Origin of the sequence: Microcystis sp. (assembly GCF_048564745.1) — a bacterium.
In the GTDB taxonomy this organism is placed as follows: Bacteria; Cyanobacteriota; Cyanobacteriia; order Cyanobacteriales; family Microcystaceae; genus Microcystis; species Microcystis ichthyoblabe_A.
In genome coordinates this window covers 16,662-31,014 of the sequence record NZ_JBLZRT010000170.1, presented here as the reverse complement: position 1 = coordinate 31,014, position 14,353 = coordinate 16,662, and the positions used below count along the sequence as shown (strand labels likewise).

General features: G+C 42.6%; 18 protein-coding genes. 6 read left to right on the top strand and 12 right to left on the bottom strand.

What is annotated here, in order from left to right; translation table 11 throughout:
• Positions 1–216 precede the first annotated feature (216 nt).
• On the top strand, positions 217–423 hold the full coding sequence (locus tag ACOCD9_RS18395; protein ID WP_419548130.1) for a potassium-transporting ATPase subunit F: 207 nt from the start codon (positions 217–219) through the stop codon (positions 421–423).
• A 2-nt stretch (positions 424–425) separates the two neighbouring features.
• Positions 426–1,079 carry a K(+)-transporting ATPase subunit C gene (gene kdpC, locus ACOCD9_RS18390; protein WP_419548129.1) on the top strand — a complete coding sequence of 218 codons (654 nt, stop codon included), beginning with the start codon at positions 426–428 and terminating at the stop codon, positions 1,077–1,079.
• 237 nt (positions 1,080–1,316) lie between these two features.
• On the opposite strand, the gene ACOCD9_RS18385 is transcribed toward kdpC, so the two are convergent.
• Positions 1,317–2,000 (bottom strand): YdcF family protein, encoded by a 684-nt coding sequence (locus ACOCD9_RS18385; protein WP_419548128.1) that lies wholly within the window; start codon positions 1,998–2,000, stop codon positions 1,317–1,319.
• A gap of 3 nt (positions 2,001–2,003) precedes the next feature.
• Positions 2,004–4,643 (bottom strand): DNA gyrase/topoisomerase IV subunit A, encoded by a 2,640-nt coding sequence (locus ACOCD9_RS18380; RefSeq protein ID WP_419548127.1) that lies wholly within the window; start codon positions 4,641–4,643, stop codon positions 2,004–2,006.
• Between the two features lie 82 nt (positions 4,644–4,725).
• On the opposite strand from ACOCD9_RS18380, the gene ACOCD9_RS18375 reads away from it, so the two are divergent.
• A complete protein-coding gene (locus ACOCD9_RS18375; RefSeq protein ID WP_287727140.1) occupies positions 4,726–5,130 on the top strand; it encodes a response regulator in 405 nt (134 codons plus the stop codon).
• 78 nt (positions 5,131–5,208) lie between these two features.
• Here the strand turns inward: ACOCD9_RS18375 and ACOCD9_RS18370 are convergent, their stop codons facing one another.
• Positions 5,209–5,901 (bottom strand): M15 family metallopeptidase, encoded by a 693-nt coding sequence (locus ACOCD9_RS18370; RefSeq protein ID WP_287700666.1) that lies wholly within the window; start codon positions 5,899–5,901, stop codon positions 5,209–5,211.
• A gap of 70 nt (positions 5,902–5,971) precedes the next feature.
• Entirely contained in the window at positions 5,972–7,561 is a 1,590-nt protein-coding gene (dndC, locus tag ACOCD9_RS18365) for a DNA phosphorothioation system sulfurtransferase DndC (protein WP_287636371.1), read from the bottom strand.
• A gap of 226 nt (positions 7,562–7,787) precedes the next feature.
• On the opposite strand from dndC, the gene ACOCD9_RS18360 reads away from it, so the two are divergent.
• Complete coding sequence (locus tag ACOCD9_RS18360) at positions 7,788–8,996, top strand: DNA sulfur modification protein DndB (protein WP_419548126.1); 1,209 nt, start codon at positions 7,788–7,790, stop codon at positions 8,994–8,996.
• Positions 8,997–9,201: 205 nt separating this feature from the next.
• On the opposite strand, the gene ACOCD9_RS18355 is transcribed toward ACOCD9_RS18360, so the two are convergent.
• From ACOCD9_RS18355 to ACOCD9_RS18340, 4 genes are all read right to left on the bottom strand, one after another.
• Complete coding sequence (locus ACOCD9_RS18355; RefSeq protein WP_287714819.1) at positions 9,202–9,498, bottom strand: hypothetical protein; 297 nt, start codon at positions 9,496–9,498, stop codon at positions 9,202–9,204.
• 394 nt (positions 9,499–9,892) lie between these two features.
• A complete protein-coding gene (locus ACOCD9_RS18350; RefSeq protein WP_287700673.1) occupies positions 9,893–10,300 on the bottom strand; it encodes a hypothetical protein in 408 nt (135 codons plus the stop codon).
• 2 nt (positions 10,301–10,302) lie between these two features.
• Entirely contained in the window at positions 10,303–10,701 is a 399-nt protein-coding gene (locus ACOCD9_RS18345; protein ID WP_002746868.1) for a hypothetical protein, read from the bottom strand.
• Between the two features lie 118 nt (positions 10,702–10,819).
• Positions 10,820–11,434 (bottom strand): DUF1349 domain-containing protein, encoded by a 615-nt coding sequence (locus ACOCD9_RS18340; protein ID WP_287700675.1) that lies wholly within the window; start codon positions 11,432–11,434, stop codon positions 10,820–10,822.
• Positions 11,435–11,943: 509 nt separating this feature from the next.
• Here ACOCD9_RS18340 and ACOCD9_RS18335 point away from each other — a divergent pair.
• Together ACOCD9_RS18335 and ACOCD9_RS18330 are read left to right on the top strand one after the other, a co-directional pair.
• Entirely contained in the window at positions 11,944–12,363 is a 420-nt protein-coding gene (locus ACOCD9_RS18335) for a XisH family protein (RefSeq protein ID WP_002732677.1), read from the top strand.
• Positions 12,348–12,650 (top strand): element excision factor XisI family protein, encoded by a 303-nt coding sequence (locus ACOCD9_RS18330; RefSeq protein WP_287230123.1) that lies wholly within the window; start codon positions 12,348–12,350, stop codon positions 12,648–12,650. Before ACOCD9_RS18335 ends, ACOCD9_RS18330 begins: the two co-directional genes overlap by 16 nt.
• A 190-nt stretch (positions 12,651–12,840) precedes the next feature.
• Here the strand turns inward: ACOCD9_RS18330 and ACOCD9_RS18325 are convergent, their stop codons facing one another.
• The 4 genes from ACOCD9_RS18325 to ACOCD9_RS18310 all read right to left on the bottom strand — a co-directional run bounded on the left by ACOCD9_RS18325 (position 12,841) and on the right by ACOCD9_RS18310 (position 14,168).
• Positions 12,841–13,011 carry a DUF5615 family PIN-like protein gene (locus tag ACOCD9_RS18325; RefSeq protein WP_223210908.1) on the bottom strand — a complete coding sequence of 57 codons (171 nt, stop codon included), beginning with the start codon at positions 13,009–13,011 and terminating at the stop codon, positions 12,841–12,843.
• A gap of 15 nt (positions 13,012–13,026) precedes the next feature.
• A complete protein-coding gene (locus tag ACOCD9_RS18320) occupies positions 13,027–13,251 on the bottom strand; it encodes a DUF433 domain-containing protein (protein WP_287700677.1) in 225 nt (74 codons plus the stop codon).
• Between the two features lie 276 nt (positions 13,252–13,527).
• The gene (locus ACOCD9_RS18315; RefSeq protein ID WP_002774531.1) at positions 13,528–13,965 is read right to left on the bottom strand and encodes a type II toxin-antitoxin system VapC family toxin; all 438 of its coding nucleotides are present in this window, start codon (positions 13,963–13,965) and stop codon (positions 13,528–13,530) included.
• Positions 13,953–14,168, bottom strand: coding sequence for a hypothetical protein (locus ACOCD9_RS18310; RefSeq protein ID WP_002746864.1), 216 nt, complete (start codon positions 14,166–14,168; stop codon positions 13,953–13,955). Before ACOCD9_RS18310 ends, ACOCD9_RS18315 begins: the two co-directional genes overlap by 13 nt.
• Positions 14,169–14,353: the final 185 nt, after the last annotated feature.

Here is a 14,353-nt window from a genome sequence, read left to right as displayed (position 1 = left end):
ATATCAGCCAGACTTGGAAACTATCTCATCAAATTAGTTCCCCCATAGAACCTCCTTGAGCCATCTTGCACACTTTTCTCTTTTTGTCAAATTTTATGTTAAGAAAGATGTGACTAATGGATAGCTTGATAAGGGGGGTGTCTGATAATTTTTGACAACTACAGCTATTTTCTTGATTTACTGGCAAAAACAAATCTCCAAAAAACTCTAATTCTTATGAAAGCAGCCCCTAGAAAATACCGATTTTTTGGGTACATTTTCTTAAATTTCTGTCTAACAATTCTTTTCTCCTCCATCGTTCAAGCTTCTACGGGAAGCACTATCGATAGGTGGCAAGCTTCTGCGTTAACCCTTTTAGGATTAGTCGCCTTTGCTTTATTTATCTATCTGTTCCTTGTCATCTTTGTCCCGGAGAGATTCTAATCATGAGTTTTGCACGCGAGGCCGGTAGAGCCATCCGTTCTACCCTAGTTCTCTGGGTAATTACCGCCCTGATCTATCCTTTTGCGATGATCGCCATCGGTCAAATTCTTTTTCCCTGGCAAGCGAACGGGAGTTTAATTACCAATAATCAAGGTCAAGTGGTGGGTTCGGCTCTAATTGGGCAACCTTTCACCGGCGATCGCTATTTTAATAGTCGTCCGAGTACCACCGCCTACAGTACGGCCGATCCGAAAAACGATCCTAACAAAGTCCTGCAAACCGGAATTTCGGGGGCGAGTAACCTAGCTCCCAGTAACCCCGCATTGATCGATCGCATTAAAGGAAAACCCGATTCCGATCTGGCAAAAGCTATACAGGGGGAGATTCCCCGATTGGAGAAAGCGGCAATTAAACCCACCGCGGATCTGGTGTACACCTCCGGTTCGAGTCTCGATCCCCATATCACCCCGGAGTCCGCCAGAGCGCAGATCGAGCGGGTGGCGCGGGTGCGGGGATTACCGACGAATCAAGTGGAGATCCTCGTTATCAAAAACACCGACGATCGCTTTCTCGGCATCTTCGGCGAACCGGGGGTTAACGTGCTGAAACTGAATCTGGCTCTAGATGCGATCGCCAATACCCAATCGGGTTTCTGATACTAAATCCGTTGATTATAGGCTACATATCAGGACAGGCATGAGGCATGAGGCATGAGGCAAAAGGGGGAATAAAAATCAGTTTTTAATAACAGGATTTAGGATCATACTAAATCCTGTTTAAAAGGTATAGGGAAGTGGTAAGTGGAAAGAGAGAGTTTGCCTTTAAAAACACCAACTTAGTGGATTTACAAACATGGGATGCAGCCGCTAAAAAACTAACTGGGAGAGGATGGTTTAGCTGATCTTACCTTGATATTCACATTGAAAACCTTCATCGCGCCAAGCTTCCAAATCAACGGAATTTAAGGGAATGACTTGCCAACAGGGGGGATAGATTAATTGTCCGACAAAAGCCCAAATTATACTTCTAGTCACATCTAAACCAGTTTTTAGCTTTGATTCGTGATTACCCGGAATACCAATTTCTCTGACTGCATCGATTTCTACTGCTATACCGTGGGATTGCAAGTGAATTTCTGCTAACCATTTAGCGCGGGGTAAATGAGTAGGAGAAGTGACAACTTTTACTTTATGTACTCCCCATTGTTTTAAAATTGGCACGGCAAAGAAAAAATTGCCGAAGGTAGAATCGGCACACTTTTCTAACCAGACGTTAGTTTTTGGTGCTTTTGCCCGTTCAAATAGTAATAAAATACAGGGATCTTTCGAGCCTTGGGAAATCAAAATCGGTATATTGGGGTATTGCTGGGCCAGATTAGCTGCATAAATTTCCCGACGAATGCTGCCCCCCAAAACTAAGATAGCATCAATGGGTTTTTGTTGATTAATTGGCAAGCGGACGGCTAAATTAATCGCTAGATTAAGGATAATAAACCCAAAAACCAGAATCAGAGTTAGTTTTAACCATCTTTGCCAATTTCGGTGTTTACGCACAAAATTTTTCGATTTTTTCCCCATTGTTTAGAGATGGTGTAACAATTGTGCTTTGATAATTTTTTCTGCGGGGTTGAGTTTGACTAATTGTGAACCTGTCCCGTCTTTACCCGTAACTGTCACAGTCTCTACCTCTAAGGGTAGTTTTCGATTCTGATTGGTACTTAATAACACTATACTCCCCTCCCGGGCCGCTACCATGGCCGCTAAACTATCCTGTTTGTTAACGAATTGTAAAGCGGGTGAACCAAGATCGCCTAATTGTGATAAGCGTAAATTCTCGATCGCCAGTCTTTTCCCGTAACCTAATCCCGAAATCAGCAGCAGATTTTGCCGATGGGGGAGAGAAACACAGCCGGCTAGATGTTCCCCGTAGCGCAATCGCAAAATTGCTAAACCCTGAGCGGATTTACTCATCATTGGCAATAATTCCTCGCGCACGGGATAACGCAACACCCGACCGCTACTGGTGGCGATCGCTAAGTCCAGACCCTCGTGAGTAAAAAGAGCGGCATATAGGCGATCGTCTTCTTTCAATTTCATCAGGGACAAACCCCGACTACCAACCCCCTCTAATTCATCGATGGGAAGTCGCTTTATTCGCCCCTGTTGACTCAGTAAAAGCAATTCTTGATTTTTTTGAGGTTCTGTCAAGAAAAATTGATTTAACACGGCTTCTGAATCTTTTTGGGCGGTTTTGGTCAGCAGACTGGAGATTAACACTGGTTGATTGTCTTTTGGAGGAACTTCCCGGGTAGCAATCGGGTAAGCTTTGGCATTATCGAGGATAACTAGAAAATTTTCCCGTTTTTCGATCGCCTGTTGATAGATAATTAAACCCTTGTCCGGCGCTCGCTCTTCCGCTGTCGTCCAACTAATTTTATCTTCGGCATCAAGCCATAAAATCGCATTTTCTGGGGGTTCTTGGGGCGTAAATAGGCTTAAAATCGGTTCGTTCTCACTGTCAGATTTTTTCTTAACTTTATTCTCCTGTTTTTTAACTTCTGAGTTGAATGGGGGTGTGGGGTGTGGGGTGTGGGGTGTAGGTAAGGAAACCTCTTTCATCTGTGGGGGTGAAAATTTTTTCATCGGGACTGTCTCCTGTTTTTTAACCACAGAATCCTGTTTCTTCCCTGCTGTCTCCTGTCTCCTGTCCCCCGACTTGCCGGTGCGAATTTTTGTCCGTCTGCTATCGGCGAATTTTTTCTTTAAAGAGCGCAATTCTTTTTTCAGAGACTTGAGAAACTCCTGACGGTTATGGAGGAGGGTTTCTAACTGTTGAATTTTTGTTTGTAATTCCGTCGCTTCCGTCTCTAACTTTTGTCTTTCCAAACCGGTTAGACGACGTAGGGGCATAGCCAAGATAGAATCAGCTTGAGCGTCACTAATGCCCAATTCTGCCTGAAAACGATACTTAGCCGTCGTCCCATCGGGAGCATTTTTGAGAATATCCACCACTCGATCGATATTCTGCAAAGCTAATAATAAACCCTCCACTAGGTGTAAGCGATCGCTGGCCTGTTGCAACTCATCGCCATACTGACGGGTGAGAGTTGTTTCTCGAAAGCGCAAGAATTCCTGTAAAACTTGTTTTAACGATAACTGCCGGGGTTGATTATCGACCAAAGCGAGGATAATCGCCCCGAAATTAGTCTGTAGGGCCGTTTGTTGGTATAAAGCCGCCAAAACCTGCTGCGGTTGACTTTCCCGCTTTAATTCAATCACCACCCGAATGCCTTCGCGATTGCTTTCATCGCGGATATCGGCAATTCCCTCCAATTTCCCTAAATTAACTAATTCGGCGATTTTTTCAATCCATGCCGCCTTATTCACCTGAAAAGGCAACTCAGTAACCACAATTGCCGTCCTTTCCCTTCGGCGCTTGCCCTCAATGATAATTGTTTCAGTTTTCGCCACTCCGCGCACGGGAATAATCCCCCTACCGGTGCGATAAGCCTCGCGAATGCCGGTATCATCTAAAATCTCGCCTCCCGTGGGAAAATCGGGCCCGGGGATAATTTCTACTAACTTTTCCTCGCTTAAATCGGGATTATCAATCAAAGCGATTAAACCTTCCACCACTTCCCCCAAATTATGGGGAGGAATATTAGTCGCCATCCCCACCGCAATACCTGAACAACCATTAAGAATCAGTATCGGTAACTGAGCGGGTAAAACAACGGGTTCCTGTTGAGAATTATCAAAATTACTGCTAAAATTAACGATAGCATCGCTAATTCCCCCTAAAACCGCCTGATCACCGATGCCGGCCAAACGGGTTTCTGTATAACGCATGGCCGCCGGGGGGTCGTTATCGATCGAACCAAAGTTACCATGGCCCGATAAAAGTGGGTAACGACTGGAAAAATCCTGTACCATACGAACCAGTGCCTCGTACACTGACTGATCACCGTGGGGATGATATTTACCCAAGACATCCCCCACCACCCGCGCACATTTGCGAAAGGGGCGATCGGGAGTTAAACCCAGTTCGTGCATAGCGTATAATATGCGACGATGGACTGGTTTTAGTCCATCCCGTACATCCGGCAAGGCTCGCCCCACGATCACACTCATGGCATATTCTAGATAGGAGCGTTCCATCTCTTGGTGTAAGGCCGTGGGTATAATTTGACCACTAGCTAAGAAATCCAGTTGTTTGGCCATGAGTCTCTCGTTTTCAATCTGTCTAGCTGTGAATCATAAGGCATTTTGCCCGTTTTAACCTTGTTTATCCCTGAGCATCCCTATGACGACTGTTTTGATTGTAGAAGACGACCCGATTAATTTTCGCGTTTTTGCCAAAATTTTGACCAAACGAGGTGGTCTAGAGGTCAAAGGGACTGAAGATGTGGAAGAAGTGCTTCGTATTGCTCGGGATAAGGAAGCGGACGTGATCTTAATGGATGTCTCCCTCTCCCATAGTGTCTATGAAGGGAAAGCGGTAGATGGCATTAAAATCAGCCAAATTCTCAAAGCTAACCCCGAAACCGCCGATTTACCCGTTATTCTCGTCACCGCTCACGCTATGGAGGGCGATCGAGAGAATTTTCTCAAGCAGAGCGGGGCCGATGGTTATATTTCTAAACCGGTGGTTGATCACCAAGCTTTTGTTGATCAAATTTTGGCGATCATCGATCGGGATTCGGTCTAAGCTTTGAGTCTTCTTTTGTTAGTATATCAGTATTTATCTAGACCAGCTGCTTTCAGTTTACCCCTAACAGCTATCTCCCTAATCCTCCACTCTGCCATAGATGGCGTAGGCTCGATCGAGCGACCAGGCCCACATCTGATCCCCTAGGGAAAAATGCCACCATTCCCCCTTATGTCGGCTAAATCCCGCCTCCTCCATCACTTTAGCCAATAAAACTCGTTTTTGATGATAGCTCTGTTCTCGTGGGCTTTTTGCGGCGATATAATAATCGGGATGCGATCGCTCTCCGATCTCATCGATTTCTCCCCCCATGTCGATGGCTTGTCCCTTCTCGTCCACTAGGGTAATATCGATCGCCGCTCCGGTACTATGGGGAGGCGGGGTGGCGGCATTATCGCTGGGAACCGCCCAAATAGTGTAAACTTCTGTTAAAATCGCTTGACTTTCTGCCTCTGATAGTTTCTCTTTGGCTAATCCTCTTGTGTCTAGGAGAGTCTGAAAAGTATAATCGACCATAAATTGTTGCACTTCCACCGGTCGATAGGCATCAAAAATCAAAATTTGCCAACCGGGTTGATAGACTTGCAGACGGTTTTGAGCATCAATCAGGGGATTTAACACCCCTTGTCGCAAAAAATAGGGAGATTTACCCCGATAATTAGCTCCTAATTTCTCGTAAGCATGGGGAGAAGGGATAACAAACTTATCTGCGGGTATAGGTACTAGGGGTTCCCCACATTCACGAATAGGAATTTTTTGGTAGGGTTTCATCGCATCGTCGGGAAATGGTAATTTTATTGATGGTCAACTCGATCGCCAGTTTACGGGTAAAATAAACCCGTTATTCCTCCTCCTCATCGGTTGTAGGGAATTTCATACTGGCCCAAGTTAACTGTTTTTGCGGGTCTTTTTCCGGTTCACTAAAACTCTCCTTGAGTTGTTCTTTCACCTGAGCAATATTGCCACTTTGAGCGGCATTCTTTAGATCATAGACATAACGAGCATTTTCGATCGCTTCCTCTTTACTACGAGAACTAGACTCAAAGCATTTTTCTAGGTCTTTGTAAATACCCTTGCGAGAGATTTTTAGAAAATATTGACGTTCTGTATCGATAAGTTTAGCCAATAATTCTAGGTGCATGGAATCCTCGGCACAGATATCCGCGAGGATATCCCATTCTTCACTCCCCAAAAGATTATTATCCGCTCCCGGTCGCGGGTCTTGAAAAGTTTCTCCAGTCACTTGTTTATAAATCTTCGGTAATTGGTCATCAAATTCGTGCTTTTCTTCCCTCCAAATCCGGCGAATTTCGCTGAGTTCCTCCGTGGTAATTAGGGTAATATCTTTCATATCCTCTGGCGCATTAGTACGCACGCTCTCCTGGGCTTCTAATACCCTTCTCAGCCAATATTCCCGCCATTTTTTAGTATAAGGGCCGGGTATCGGTTCGATCTTGTCTGAACCAAAAAGTTCAACCTTGCCATAAATACGGCGAAAATCTCTCCTTTCTCTGTCGTTTTTTAAGTCTAATTCGTTGCGAAGGTCTAAAAGCGGTTGTAACCATTCTTTTTCCTCGTCATTCTGTATCATTGCCTCCATCGATTTATCTTTATTCACCATCGTACACACCCAACAACCAAAGCGCGAATCTCCACAGCTAGGAGTGGAAGTATCTACCACTAGGGGACATTCATTATCCGCAGTCGCTCCTCGATACATTGCTAATAATTCTTTGTTATCTCCTCCCCAGGGATTTTCCCACTGAAGCAGGTACATCCATACTTCATCAGTACGCCAATCTTCTATGGGAGTATAAATCAAAGAGTTGATTAAACGTCCATTGGGGCTTAATCTGTCACGAACTCTACCTATTTCATGTTTTTTCATGGCGATTGCTCGCGCTTGACTTTCAGCCTTCCTAATTCCTAGCACAACAATAGTTTCACAATGAACTCTGACTAAATTGCGAATAAAGTTATTGACAGGCTGAATTTTCATGCGATCAGTACACCAGCGAAAGCCGCGCCTTGGTGCAGGATATCCTTTTCCTATCAGACAAACCCAGAAAGTAGCGTCAACTTCAGGATGCAGTAGATGCGATTTAACAGGCATTTGTTGCTGTTTTGCCGCTTCTGTAAGCTGTCTAATACATCTGCGTACCCAAGTAGAAACAATTGGGTTTTCAACAAAAGTATCGGTAGTGATGACATGAATGGTTTTGTTTCGCTTCTCTAATGGTAAGGCGGCGATCGCATTCCAGATTAACTGCAATATACTTGTACTATCTTTTCCCCATGATACTCCCACAACCCAAGGAATAGTATCTGCACAGTATAATTCCTGTATTTCTTGAGTTAAATAATTTAAATCCTCGACAAACTCCGCAATAGTACGGATAGGCGACTTATCTGATTTGAGGGTATCTGTCATAAAAAGTCCGTATTTCTCTCCATACTGAGTGTCTCAAGGATGACTACAGAGTTTCGCCTAAAGATGAAGTATGACGGGATTCGGAATCACCCCTGGACGATCAGCTGCTGTTCCTTGTTCCCTATTCTGGCGTTTCCTATTCCCCAAAACGAAAACTTCATGCCTCATCATTAAGATAACTGATATAATATATGAGTATTGAGTGTTTTTTGGTGTTTTTTTTATTATGTCTGATATTGCACCTCATTCTTCAGATTTGACTCAACAACTGAATCAGGTACTGGAATACTACTTTTCTGAGCATTACAGAGAGAAATGCTATCTTGGGCTAGTTTTCCAACAAGGAAAACGAAAAATGGTTCAAATAAACGTTCCCGCTCATGATTTACCAACCTTGCTCCAAGCAAAGCCATCTACAGGGAACGATCCCGATTCAGGAAAAAATCGCCCAGAGGTTCAAGGACATACAGAGGAAGTTAAAGAATATATCCTTAAGCGGATTAAACAAGATAAACCATGGATTTTAGGAACTCTAACAGCTAATGTTGATCCAGAAAAAATTAAGCTGATCGATCTTGCTCGTGGGCTATGCTTGGTTGTAATTGGACGTGGAATCAAATTAGATATTACAGATGGTCAACATCGTAAACGCGCTATTCACGAATTGATTACAAATTCTGAGGGGGAACTAATCGGTGATAATGATTTTCCTATTACTTTGGTCTTGGAAGGGGATTTTAGACAATGCCAAACTGATTTTAGAGATATGGCTCAAACAAGACCTTTAGATAAATCATTACTCCTTTCCTTTGGTGAATTTGAAGGACGGGTGGGTATTACTAAAAATTTACTCTATCAAGTGTCTATGTTTGATGGTAAAACAGAAGCTATCAAAGATCAAACTTCGTTAAAAAAGAAACTTATTTATACATTTAACTATGTGGCTAAATTAGTAAGTTTAGCATTTGATAACGACATTAGTTCTGATTTAACAGAGATAAGCGTTGAAGAATCATCTGAGGCTTTATCTAAATGTTTAAATCAGTTTTTTCATGAGTGTTCTCAAACTAGAGAAATAGCGGAGAATAGCACAGATAAATTAACCGTTGATCAGTTAACTCAATTTCAGACAAGTTGTATTTTAGGACGTAGTGTAGGCTTAGAAATATTAGGATACTTGTTGCACGATATTTATGATGAAAATAACAACAGTTTTGATAGTGCTAAAATTTCATTGTTGGCTGGATTAGACTGGGCAACTGGTAGTGATCTTTGGAGTGGAAATGTCGTTAAAATAGATCCTAACCCTAAAAAGCCAGCAAATCCTTACAGAATATCTGCGAGCATGAATATGGTAAAACTGGCAGTTTACAACGTAAAAAATCGGCTAGGATGGGTAGAAAAATCTACAAGTTCTATGTTAGATTTTCAATGATCGAGCGCGGCTGACGAGCAATCACAAAAAGGTAGAATATATGTACTTAAAAGCGGGCTTGTGGGGGAGTAGTTAACCTAAATTAGGGCTGGCTGAATATCAGTGAAAGCCTTACCAGAAAAGTGTTTTGTTACTTTTTCAGCCAAAAAAGTGCCAGAAACAAACGTTGAGAAATCGATCCGAGGGACTCAAAACCCTGGCACTTTTATGAGCGAACGCCAGATAAAATTGAGAAACTAAGGGACGAAACTACCATTTTGCCAACTGTGTGGCTCCTAGATTCCCTCTGGGGAACTATACAGCAAACCCTAATTAAGTTTTCTTGATCGAGAAGAATATCACGATACTGGCCGGCAAGTTCTACATTGCCTGAGCGTAATGGATGCACCAAAACTTCCGTCAGCGTCAACGTAGAGGTAACAGCTAACTCTTTTGATAAGCGAAGTTGCTCGTCTGGGGTGAGATTCTCAACTTGCCAGCGAACATCTTGATAGGTAGTCATGCTCTTTACTCCCTGTTTCTTCCATTAATCATGTCATATTGCCCACAGATCACGGCTCCAAAAAGTAAGGTAAAATACCTCCATATTTGTCTATATCCGATCGCACTCCCATCCGTCGCTGTGCCTAGAGGTTTTTAAGTAGGTAGGCGTTAAAAGTTGTCAGACACCCCCCTTATCAAGGGGGGCAGGGGGGATCCCCCCGCCTATCGGCACCCCCCTTATCAAGGGGGGCAGAGGGGATCGAACCTAAAATACATTTCTAATTTAATTATAACCAGCTACTTAGCTTATAATCATTGACTTGAATCAATGACCATGGTGTGTTCCCCCAAATCGATCGCAGCAGCGGTAGGACTTACATTAGGGAACGAATCTTACTAAATCGGCGATCATACTATTCCCAAGTTAGAGTTATGCCTTCTAGGTTACATACTCTCTGGATAGTTTCCAGTTTACTCTCAGTCAATTTCCCAAATAGGTGAACTCTCATTTTATGCTTGGGATAATACTGTCCATAACTCTTGATTTGCCCGATCGCTGATTTCCAGCCTTTTGTATTTTTAACTTCAATTATTTCCGTATTAGTTAAGACATCTATTCTACCTACCTTATCAATGTAAACCTCGGTTTTTCCTCCTAATTCCCCAGCCAGTTTGTCCCGATACCAAGCCTCTGTCCCCTTTACAGGAGCATTTATCTCCGGCTCAATAACTATGCCATTAAGCTGATTAATAAAGTCCCGAATTGCTCCTCTTACTAATTTTTGAGCAGCATTGGGGGACTGTCTTTTCCGTTTAGCCATTCTTACTCAGTGAATAATTTAGAGATACCATACCCAGCCAAACCAATTACTGCTCCTACTGCCGCTACGGGAGCCATCGTCACTGCAACTGCCGTCCCTCCCACTGCTAATCCCATACCTCCAACCAATGCTGATATACCAGCTCCAGCACCCGCACCAATTGCCGCTGCTCCAATTGCCGTTGCGTCTTGTTCTTCTATTGCTTTTTTGGTTCCGTAAACTGCTGTGCCGACCACTGCTCCTGCTGCTGCTACTGGAGCCATACCGACTCCTAGAGCAGTTCCTCCCACAGCCAGTCCCATACCGCCAACTACTGCCGATGCACTAGCTCCAATGGCTGTACCCACTCCCACTGAAATCATTGCCTCTTGAACTTCTTCTGGCTTATTTTTGTCCGTCATTATTTTTTGCCTCATTAGCTTTGGGTAATTATGAAACTCTAGCATAAGACAGACAAGCCGTGAACCACAACAAGCCAGGCGTTAAGGCGCATAAGTGCCAGTCGGGTGCATACAGTTATTAGCTGGCTTCTGGTATTGCCAGCCACTGATTGTCTGAGATTTGCAAGTTTTTGAAACAACAGCGAAACGCTTTGCCTATCGGGCTGCAGGCATACACTCCGATTTGGCAATCGTCGGCTATCTTGTGTAAGTGTGTGATCCGCATTTGCAGCCAAGCCTGCCCATCATAAGAATTCTCTAGCAGAAAATCGCTCCCCCGTTTACTGATGCGATACCACATTTCGCGGTATCGTGAAGAAATGTCTTGCGTTGCCCAATCAGAATATCCCAAATTGGTCACCACAGAACCAAGCCGACTAGCTTGTTCGCTTTCATATTCCGTGGAAACTTTTATCCAATTCTGACTGTCAATCCGCACCATTAGGCCACATTGATCATATTTTTCCCGAGGCTGAAATTCTACTTGGGTCATTAGGGAAAAATCGCCAACTTGTCGCATCAATAAGCAATGCCCATCGTCTCTTTGAAAACCATAGTGTGTGTTTTGCCAAAAATCAGTTTTTTCATCTGTAGAAATTTCCAAGCCATTACCCAAACGATAATGCGTCGGCTCGTTGAGCCAGTAAAAATCATCTGACAATGCTGGCTGTAAAAAGTTTTCACTAAGTCGCATAATATCGCTCCTAATCAGATACATCGTGATATTACGAGGCCAGCTAACCATTGATTATACAGAAACTTTCCGAATAACCAGAGTAAGGATATGGGGAAACTTTCGGCATATGACCCCGTTTTGTGGATTTCTGACAATCAGCTGAGATACAAAGAACTTTTCAGCGACCCTATCACTAATTCTTCAATCTGACTGCACTTCGTAACAAAAATTTACAATTATTCGACGGCACTCGCACTCCCGTCCGTCGCTGTGCCTAGATGTTTTTAGCTTATTATCATTTGCTTAAATCAATGTTTAAGGAACACACCCTACCAGATCTGCACTGAGTTCCGTTGTTGCCTTGTTAGGATTAGGAGGATTAAGGTTAGTCTCTAGCCTGACCAAGCGAAAATAGAAATAGTAGGGTGAGCATTGCCCACCTTACCGCTTTTTCGGTCATAATAAATCCGAATTAGGGCGAACTGTAGTAGAATAGAAATCGAACCTCTTAAGCAGGGTTTATAAGGATGTCCAGACGAGACGATCTACATTTATCATTACGTCATACTTTAGAAAAAGAGGGTTGGAAAATCACTGATGATCCTTTAATTCTAACCTTAGAAAAAACCTTGCTTAAAGCTGATTTAGGAGCAGAAAAGTTTTTTGCTGCGGAAAAAGAAGAACGTAAAATTGCCGTAGAAATCAAAGACTTTGATACGCCTTCAGTTATCAGTGAATTAGAAAAAACAATAGGACAACTTCAATTATACCAATGGGCTTTAGATTCACAAGAACCTGAAAGAAAACTTTTTTTGGGCATTAGTCAAGCAGTTTATTTAAAACACTTCAAAAAAGCTATTTTCCAACTGGTTATTAAACGTAACAGAATCAATTTAATTATTTATAATCCTCAAAAGGAGATAATTTGCGAATGGATAACACAGTAAATTATGCCGATATTCTGACTCAAGTTATCAGAAAAGAATCGGCGATGCAACCTCGATTACAAACCCTTAAAATTACCCCAGTTTGTGATCCAGAATCAGGCAACTTTTTAATAATTATGACTGGTTGGGAAAAAGAAGCATGGACTAACACAATTTTATTTCACGCTCGTTTATTGAAAAATAAAATTGTCATTGAAGATGATAATCTTGAAGAAGGATTAACAACCACTTTAATTCAAGCTGGGATTCCCCCAGAAGATATTATTACTGGACTTTCCCTAGAGTAAGGCAGGCATTACCCACCTTAGCGATATCGCAATGAATGTTAGGAAAAATTATCTAAATGCTTCAATTCTATCTAAATAGACATTAACTAATTTATGTTCAATAACCAAAGCTTCAACTTCTGTCCAAATAGGAGCTAAAAACTGATGAAATTCTCGTTTTCGTATATTGCCAAAACGGAGATGTACTACTTTAGGTGCAAAAAAAATTAAGCATTAGTTGATCGGAAAAGTCTGTATCTTTCGTAACAATAACCAGTTTTTTATCCTTTGCATATTGCCAAATTTCCGTATCCCTTGGACTTCTCCCTAAAAATGATCGGTAAAGATGGAGTGAAGAGGATTTTAGCTGGTAAATTTTCATCAAAGAAAAAACCATTCATGCAATTTTTCTGACTTCATAGTGATTCGCCATCAATCTTGCTGCAAATTGCATACAGGCATAAATATCTTCTCGATTCAGAGAAGGATATTCTTCAATTACTTCTTCAATAGAATCCCCTGATCCTAAAAATTCCATAACTGTTTGCACCGGAATTCGGGTTCCAGCTATAACAGGTCTTCCATTACAAATATCTGGATGGATATGGATACGACTTTCCATTAAGGTTTTGTTACCTCTTTGATGACCTTAAGTAAACTTATTATACCCTTTCATGGTAATAGGTGAGGATGTTGGGGTTCCTGAAAATCGATCGCTGCAGCGGTAGGACTCGCATTAGGGAACGCACCCTACCATATCTGCACTTCGTAACAAAAATTTACAACCCCATCATAAGCGATCGCACTCCCGTCCGTCGCTGTGCATAGATGTTTTTAGCTTATTATCATTTGCTTAAATCAATGTTTAAGGAACACACCCTACCAGATTGGCGTACTGTTACAGAGCATCCAAAACCAAAACTTTTAAATCTGGGACAGCAGCTAAACGGGCATCATTGGTCAAGAAAAACATAGCACCTTCTCCCATAGCAGTGGCGATCTGGATTGCGTCTGGAGTTCGCAAGTTTTGTCTTGCTCTTAACTGGGCGGCAACTTCGGCAATCTCAACAGAAATAGGTACAGTAATTAAGTTTTCTTGATCAAGAAGAATATCACGATACTGGCAGGCAAGTTCTACATTACCTGAGCGTAATGGATGCACCAAAACTTCCGTCAGCGTCAACGTAGAGGTAACAACTTGAAACTCGCCTCGACTTAGCGCCCCAAAAAAGGCACGAACAAGCCCTAAATATGCCTGATTTTGCTCGATCAGGTAAATGAGTGGCGCGGTATCCAACCCCACAACTTGACCTTGCAGTTGCATCAGCCATTCCATGAGGCACGTTCCTGATTAACGTACTCTTGAGCATCAAGTCCATTCCAGATTTCTTTTCCTAGTCCTTCTAGTTCCATAATGCTATGCTTGGGCTTAACAAGCATAGGGCGACGAACCATTACAGCTAACTCTTTTAATAAGCGAAGTTGCTCGTCTGGGGTGAGATTCTCAACTTGCCGGCGAACATCTTGATAGGTAGTCATGCTCTTTACTCCCTGTTTCTTCTATTAATCATGTCATATTGCCCACAGATCACGGCTCCAAAAAGTAAGGTAAAATGCCTCCATATTTGTCTATATCTGATCGCACTCCCGTCCGTCCCTGTGCCTAGACGTTTTTAGCTTATTATCATTTGCTTGAATCAATGACTATGGTGCGTTCCCCAAAA

Coding starts and splice junctions, on each gene's coding strand:
- ACOCD9_RS18320 (WP_287700677.1), bottom strand. CDS start 13,251: ATGGAAAGTCGTATCCATATCCATCCAGATATTTGTAATGGAAGACCT.
- dndC (WP_287636371.1), bottom strand. CDS start 7,561: ATGACAGATACCCTCAAATCAGATAAGTCGCCTATCCGTACTATTGCG.
- ACOCD9_RS18335 (WP_002732677.1), top strand. CDS start 11,944: ATGTCCAGACGAGACGATCTACATTTATCATTACGTCATACTTTAGAA.
- ACOCD9_RS18360 (WP_419548126.1), top strand. CDS start 7,788: ATGTCTGATATTGCACCTCATTCTTCAGATTTGACTCAACAACTGAAT.
- ACOCD9_RS18375 (WP_287727140.1), top strand. CDS start 4,726: ATGACGACTGTTTTGATTGTAGAAGACGACCCGATTAATTTTCGCGTT.
- ACOCD9_RS18370 (WP_287700666.1), bottom strand. CDS start 5,901: ATGAAACCCTACCAAAAAATTCCTATTCGTGAATGTGGGGAACCCCTA.
- ACOCD9_RS18325 (WP_223210908.1), bottom strand. CDS start 13,011: ATGAAAATTTACCAGCTAAAATCCTCTTCACTCCATCTTTACCGATCA.
- ACOCD9_RS18330 (WP_287230123.1), top strand. CDS start 12,348: ATGGATAACACAGTAAATTATGCCGATATTCTGACTCAAGTTATCAGA.
- ACOCD9_RS18315 (WP_002774531.1), bottom strand. CDS start 13,965: ATGGAATGGCTGATGCAACTGCAAGGTCAAGTTGTGGGGTTGGATACC.
- ACOCD9_RS18395 (WP_419548130.1), top strand. CDS start 217: ATGAAAGCAGCCCCTAGAAAATACCGATTTTTTGGGTACATTTTCTTA.
- ACOCD9_RS18355 (WP_287714819.1), bottom strand. CDS start 9,498: ATGACTACCTATCAAGATGTTCGCTGGCAAGTTGAGAATCTCACCCCA.
- ACOCD9_RS18385 (WP_419548128.1), bottom strand. CDS start 2,000: ATGGGGAAAAAATCGAAAAATTTTGTGCGTAAACACCGAAATTGGCAA.
- ACOCD9_RS18350 (WP_287700673.1), bottom strand. CDS start 10,300: ATGGCTAAACGGAAAAGACAGTCCCCCAATGCTGCTCAAAAATTAGTA.
- ACOCD9_RS18340 (WP_287700675.1), bottom strand. CDS start 11,434: ATGCGACTTAGTGAAAACTTTTTACAGCCAGCATTGTCAGATGATTTT.
- ACOCD9_RS18310 (WP_002746864.1), bottom strand. CDS start 14,168: ATGACTACCTATCAAGATGTTCGCCGGCAAGTTGAGAATCTCACCCCA.
- kdpC (WP_419548129.1), top strand. CDS start 426: ATGAGTTTTGCACGCGAGGCCGGTAGAGCCATCCGTTCTACCCTAGTT.
- ACOCD9_RS18345 (WP_002746868.1), bottom strand. CDS start 10,701: ATGACGGACAAAAATAAGCCAGAAGAAGTTCAAGAGGCAATGATTTCA.
- ACOCD9_RS18380 (WP_419548127.1), bottom strand. CDS start 4,643: ATGGCCAAACAACTGGATTTCTTAGCTAGTGGTCAAATTATACCCACG.